At 54.3% G+C, this 6,154-nt stretch carries 5 protein-coding genes; all 5 read left to right on the top strand.

Annotated features, from left to right (window positions below):
• The first annotated feature begins 112 nt into the window (after window positions 1–112).
• On the top strand, window positions 113–1,342 hold the full coding sequence (locus tag Q0L39_RS10085; protein ID WP_296628870.1) for a 5-bromo-4-chloroindolyl phosphate hydrolysis family protein: 1,230 nt from the start codon (window positions 113–115) through the stop codon (window positions 1,340–1,342).
• Window positions 1,343–1,458: 116 nt separating this feature from the next.
• Window positions 1,459–2,541 (top strand): toxic anion resistance protein, encoded by a 1,083-nt coding sequence (locus tag Q0L39_RS10080; protein ID WP_296628871.1) that lies wholly within the window; start codon window positions 1,459–1,461, stop codon window positions 2,539–2,541.
• 175 nt (window positions 2,542–2,716) lie between these two features.
• Window positions 2,717–3,493, top strand: a complete 777-nt coding sequence (locus Q0L39_RS10075; RefSeq protein ID WP_296628869.1) for a hypothetical protein — start codon at window positions 2,717–2,719, stop codon at window positions 3,491–3,493.
• Between the two features lie 77 nt (window positions 3,494–3,570).
• On the top strand, window positions 3,571–4,128 hold the full coding sequence (locus tag Q0L39_RS10070; RefSeq protein WP_296628868.1) for a fumarate hydratase C-terminal domain-containing protein: 558 nt from the start codon (window positions 3,571–3,573) through the stop codon (window positions 4,126–4,128).
• Between the two features lie 200 nt (window positions 4,129–4,328).
• The coding region (locus Q0L39_RS10065; RefSeq protein WP_296628867.1) for an Ig-like domain-containing alpha-2-macroglobulin family protein at window positions 4,329–6,154 on the top strand (1,826 nt) is incomplete at its 3' end.

The raw sequence follows: 6,154 nt of genomic DNA, 5'->3' as shown, positions 1-6,154 counted from the left end.
AAAAATTTAATAAATCTTGAATTCTTCTGCAGTTCTTTTGTGCTTCTTGTACTTTCGGACAAAATGTTCTATAATAGGAATAAAAAATGAGTCTGAACGGAGGTGCTCCGGCGTGAGTGACCAGTTTGAACGCATGCTGCGCAAAAAAATAAAACAGATGAGCGATTTTTCCCGCTCTCCCGAGATGCAGAACCTCAAAAAAGATGTGATGGACATTGCAAACGACGTCAAGCGAGAATTTACCTCTGCGCAGACCGGTCGTGACCGCTATGCTAACCCTGAAAGTCAACAGAAGTACGGCGCACAGAAAAAGCAGCCGGTTTATTCCAATCATGGGAATTCTTCCAATCAATATACCAATCAGCACCTTCCCGCCGAAAAAAAATATAAGACGGTCAGCGTCGCAGGCATCCTGTTCACCGTCTTTGGCGGAATCGGGCTGGGCATCTTTCTGACGCTTTTGCTGGTCACCACCGGACTGACTGCCGCGATGAATTTGTTCGGCGCACCTTTTGCGGTGATCGGCAGCGTCCTCACGGCACTGATTGCAGTCAGCGGCGTGCTGCTGTGCAAGGGCGTTTCGCTGCTCAAGCGCACCTCTCGCCTGAAAAAATATCTCAAAATCGTGGGCAACAGCCAGTTTTGTCCGATTGATATGCTGGTGCGCGGCACCGGCTGGGACAAGCCCTTTGTGCTGCGTGACCTGCAGAAGATGATCCGCAAGCGTGTGCTGCCCGATGCACACATCGACGACGAAAAAACCTGCCTGATGCTCTCGGACGACGTGTACAACCAATATCTCTATGTACAGCAGCAGGCCAATGCCCGCCGCCGCGAGGAGGAAGAACGCCGCCGTCAGATGGAGGAACAGCGCAAACAGGAGGAAGCCGAGCTCTCCCAGAATCCGGAGCTTGCCGCTGCCATCCGACAGGGCCGCGAGATGATTAGGAAGATCCACGATGCCAACGAGCGCATCGAAGGGGAGGAAGTCTCCCGCAAGATGGACCGCCTGGAGGAGATCGCCGAGAAAATCTTTGCCCAGGTGCAGGATCACCCCGAAAAGCTGCCGGACATCCGCAAGCTGATGAACTACTATCTGCCGACCACCCTCAAGCTGCTGGACGCCTATGAGGAGTTTGACGCCCAGCCGGTGCAGGGAGAGAACATCCAGAGCGCAAAACAGCAGATCGAAAATACATTGGACACCATCAACCACGCCTTTGAAAATCTGCTGGACCGCCTGTTCACCGATGAGATGCTCGACGTAAGTTCAGACATCTCGGTGCTGGAAACGATGCTCAAACAGGAGGGACTGACCGGTTCCGAATTTGAGCGAAAGTAGTACATGGACGACAAGTTTGATAATAGGAGGACGAGCTTATGAATAACATCGACCCTACAGCCAAGGATCTGCAGCCGACGCTGACCCTCGACCCGTTTGCACAGCCGGCGCCGACCATGGAAACACCGGTGAAGGAGGAGGTGGCACCACAGCCACAGCCGCAGCCGGTATTTGATGAGAGCAAGCTCACCGAGGAAGAGCGCAAGATGGTCAACGACTTCGCAAACCAGATTGATCTGACCAATTCCACCGTCGTGCTGCAATACGGCGCCGGTGCGCAGAAGAAGATGGCAGACTTTTCCGAGAGTGCGCTGGAAAATGTGCGCACCAAGGATCTGGGCGAGATCGGCCAGATGCTTTCCAGCATCGTCGGAGAGCTCAAAAACTTCGACGAGGAGGAAGAAAAAGGCTTCCTCGGCTTTTTCAAGAAAAGCTCCAACAAACTCAACAACCTCAAGACCAAGTATGCCAAGGCGGAGGCAAACATCAACCAGATCGTCGAGTCGCTGGAAAATCACATGATTTTGCTGCTCAAGGATGTGGCAATGCTCGACAAGATGTACGAGATCAACAAGACCTACTTCAAGGAGCTGTCGATGTACATCCTCGCCGGACAGAAAAAGCTGGCGCAGGTGCGTCAGACCCAGCTGCCCGCACTGATCGAAAAGGCTGCCCAGACCAACCTTCCGGAGGATGCACAGGCGGCAAACGACCTTGCAAACCTCTGCGACCGCTTTGAGAAAAAGCTGCACGACCTGGAGCTGACCCGCATGGTGTCCATCCAGATGGCGCCGCAGCTTCGCCTGGTGCAGAACAATGATACTTTGATGAGCGAGAAGATTCAGTCGACCATCGTCAACACCATTCCGCTGTGGAAGAGCCAGATGGTGCTGGCGCTGGGCATCACCCACTCCCAGCAGGCAGCCCAGGCACAGCGCGAGGTCACCGATATGACAAACGAGCTGCTGCGCAAAAACGCCGCCACCCTCAAGATGGCGACCATCGAAACCGCCAAGGAATCGGAGCGCAGCATCGTGGACATCGAAACGCTCAAGGCCACCAACGAATCGCTCATCTCCACCCTCGACGAGGTGATGAAGATTCAGGAGGAAGGCCGTCAGAAGCGACGCGACGCCGAGGTGGAGCTGGGACGCATCGAGGAGGAACTCAAACAAAAACTGTTACAGATCAGAGGATAGTCTCTCTACCATCCTCTCCTCATTCGCTTTTTGTAAGGGCAGCTGTATGGCTGCCCTTTTTTGTTGCAGACAGGTGGAATAAATTACAAAAACAAGGTAATAAAGCACTTTCCTTTTGGATAGAAAGATGATATAATAAGGTAAATCCCAGCGGAGAGGATGGAGAGTGAGCCACATGGAAAATAAGCCCGAATTTACCTCAAACCTTTGGGGATATAAAAAGGAAGAGGTTTTGCAATATATCGAACAGATGACCGATCAGGCGCGTCAGTCCGAGCAGCAGCTGCAGGAAAAGATGGAGCAGATCACCCGCAGCCGTCAGGAGCTGGAGGAACAGATTTCTTCCTTTGAGGAAAAGCTGCAGACAGCCTCGGTCGATCTGGACGCAGAGCGCGGCAAAAATAAAAAGCTCAGCGAGATGATCGGCCTGCTGCAGGAGGAGATCGACCGTCAGCGCAGGTGGGAGGAACGCCGCGAAAAGGACTTCCAGACCCTGCAGGAAAATAACCTCGAGATGCAGGAGAAGATGCGCACCGCCACGGAGAAATCCAAGCAGCTGGATCAGGCGGCTGCCACCATCGGTGCGGCGATTCTGGAAGCACAGAATACGGCCGAGAAGATCATCCATGATGCAAACCACAAGGCAGAGAAGATCTCGCAGAATGCGGGCGTCTTTGTAGCGGGCATCCTCGAAAAGATCGAAGGGATGCAGCAGGATTTTGTTTCGATGCGCGACCGCATGAACCAGTCGGTCCAGCTGCTCAACGAGCGGTATGACCAGATTGAACAGGATATCCTTGCTGCCCGCGAGATGGTGCTGCGCGAGCTGAATCTGCCGCAGCCTCCCAAACAGCCAAAGCAGGAGCCGCAGTCTGCTCCCGTGCCGCCGACACCCTCGGTCGGCAAGCTGTCCCTCACCGAGGAGGAACTGCAAAAACATCGCTACTTTTAAGGAGAAAGCTCTCCTTCGATTTCTATTTTTGACCGCGCGCAGGATGCGGCGCGGCAGGAAAGGTGGTGCCCTATTCGATGGAAGATATGATCAGAATGGACACAGAACAACTGATAGAACAGGCAAAGGAATTGACGATTGAGCAGCATCTGCTGCTTTCGGGATGGGTATATGGATTCACCGATCAGGCGCATAAAAAGCTGCATGACCTCTTGGAGGATGAAAAGATGCTGCCGATCGACCTGCAAAACGCTATCATCTTTTATACCAATCCTTCGCCTGCACCAAGAGGAGAGGTCATCGGCGCCGTTGGTCCGGCGACCTCCCAGAACATGGACATCTATCTGCCCGAGATGCTCGATCTCGGCGTCAAGGTGACCATCGGCAAAGGCGAACGCTCCAAGGCAGCGTATGATACCATCGCTGAGCACGGCGCAGTTTACCTGACTGCGGTGGGCGGAGCAGGCGCTCTGCTGTCCGGCTGTGTGGAGGAATGGGAGACCGTTGCCCTCGAGGAGCTGGGCGATCAGGCAATCCGCCGCTACAAGCTCAAGGATTTTCCGGTCACTGTCGCTGCCGACAGCACCGGCAGAAACCTGTTTGACATTGGACGGTTCAAGTACCGCCGGTTCTAACTGATATTGTAAAAATTTGTAAACCGCTGATGAGAGTTTGACGACTTCTTCGGGCGATACAAAGGTGGAGAAGGACGGCAAATCTGCCGTCCTTCTGCCTTTTCTCCGGTCGGAAGTCCTCTTTTTTTCATCAAAAGATTGACATTTATCATGTCAAAATAATACGGGAAGATGAGAAGGGAGAAAAAGGAGGGAATCTGATGAAACAACATTGGAAAGGAAAGATGGCAGCAGTCATGGCGGCAGTGATGCTGCTGAGCTCAGCATGTTCCTCACAGAGGCAGGTCGAACCGGACTCCTCCGCCGACACAAGCCCTGGCTTTTTTGAATCGCTGTTTGGGAAAAAGGAGGAGGAAGGCAGCGTCCAGAATGTGACGGCACAGCAGGAGAGTGACACGGGCATCCCGACCGACACCAGTTTTCTGCTCACGGTCGAGGGAGGGCTTTCCCAGGAAATGGTCCGGCAGTGTCTGAACATCACACCGCCGTTTGATTATACCCTCGACAAGGAAGGTGAGGGCTGGAAGCTCACACCCGATCAGCCGATGCAGGCGGGAACGGTCTATGCCTTTGGACTGCTGGATACCCAGGGACAGCAGGTCAATTCCTGCGCCTTCCAGACCACCAGCGAGCTGATGGTCTCCTCGACCTATCCGCGGGATACGGCGACCTATGTTTCGACCAACACCGGTGTTGAGCTGAACTTCAACCAGCCGGTGGGCGAGATGGCGGACTACTTTCACATCGAACCGGAGGTTTCGGGCAAGCTCACCGCCGAAGGCTACCGCCTGACCTTTGTGCCGGACAGTCCGCTGGAGGGAAATCAGATCTACACCGTCACCATCGGCAAAGGCGCGCCTGCACAAAACGGCAGCACGCTGGCGGAGGACTACACCTTCCGTTTTCAGGTGTATGATAAATACGTAAACCGGATGTCGCTCTACCGCAACTTTACCGAGATGTTTGTCCCAGGCGATCAGCTGGTTGTGGAGCTTTCCACCGGCAATTATGACAAAGGGTCGGATGTGACCACCACCATCTACCGCTTCGAGGACGGAGCGGAGTATGAAAAGGCGGTCTGGGATGTGCAGAAGCAGAGCTGGCAGATGTACTCCTTTGGCACAGAGCAGGTCGACTATGACTCCTATCGGATGCAGCAGGTGACAAGCTTTACTGCGCCGCTGTTCCAGCGGGAATACAGCGGCCGTGCCTACGACATCCTGCCCGAAAACATGGAAGAGGGATACTATCTTGTCAAGATAGAGGGCAGCGACAACACCATTCACAAGTTTATCCAGATTACCAACACCACCGTCTATTCGCAGGCGTTTGACGGCAGCGTGACACTCTGGCTCAACGATGCCGCATCCTCCCAGCCGTGCAAGGGACTGCGCACCGTCATCACCGACCCGCTGACCGGTGAGAGCGTCGAAGGCACCACCGACCAGGACGGACTGGTCACGCTGGAAACCGGCGAGATGGAGGAGGTCTACCTCAAGGTCTATGACGGTCAGACGCTGACAGCTTTCCAGGAGCTTCGGCTCACACAGCCGCAGGAAGAGAATCTAAGCGAACAGTTTTACGCGGCGCTCTACACCGACCGCACCGTCTACCGTGCAACCGATACCCTCGAGGTCTGGGGCAGATTGCAGCCGCGCCGCAGCGAGTTTACGCTGCCCAAAACGGTCGAACTGGTACTGACCAAGAGCTGGGGCAGCAATGACCTCTATTCCCAGACGTTCACCGTGGATGAGCAGGGCTATTTTGAGGGCAAGCTCTCGTTTACCGGTCTGGAAAAGGACAGCTATGTTCTCTATGTCCGCGACCAGCAGGGCAAAGAGTATTGCAGCCAGTGGCTTCAGGTCGAAAACTTCCAAAAGCCCGCCTATTTTGTGGAGGTAAGCCCTGAGAAGGACTACTACTATCTGGATGAGACCATCGTGCTCAACCTCAGCGCCAGCTATTATGACGGCACACCGGTCAGCGGCGGCGAGCTGCTGGTGAGCTGCTATGAATGTGGTCTGAG

Source organism: uncultured Negativibacillus sp. (genome assembly GCF_944388365.1).
Lineage (GTDB): Bacteria > Bacillota > Clostridia > Oscillospirales > Ruminococcaceae > Negativibacillus.
This window is presented reverse-complemented; position numbering and strand designations above follow the sequence as displayed.

Bases quoted from the DNA above. Each gene is read 5' to 3' on its own strand.
- Q0L39_RS10080 (WP_296628871.1), top strand. From the start codon at position 1,459: ATGGAAACACCGGTGAAGGAGGAGGTGGCACCACAGCCACAGCCGCAG.
- Q0L39_RS10070 (WP_296628868.1), top strand. From the start codon at position 3,571: ATGGAAGATATGATCAGAATGGACACAGAACAACTGATAGAACAGGCA.
- Q0L39_RS10075 (WP_296628869.1), top strand. From the start codon at position 2,717: ATGGAAAATAAGCCCGAATTTACCTCAAACCTTTGGGGATATAAAAAG.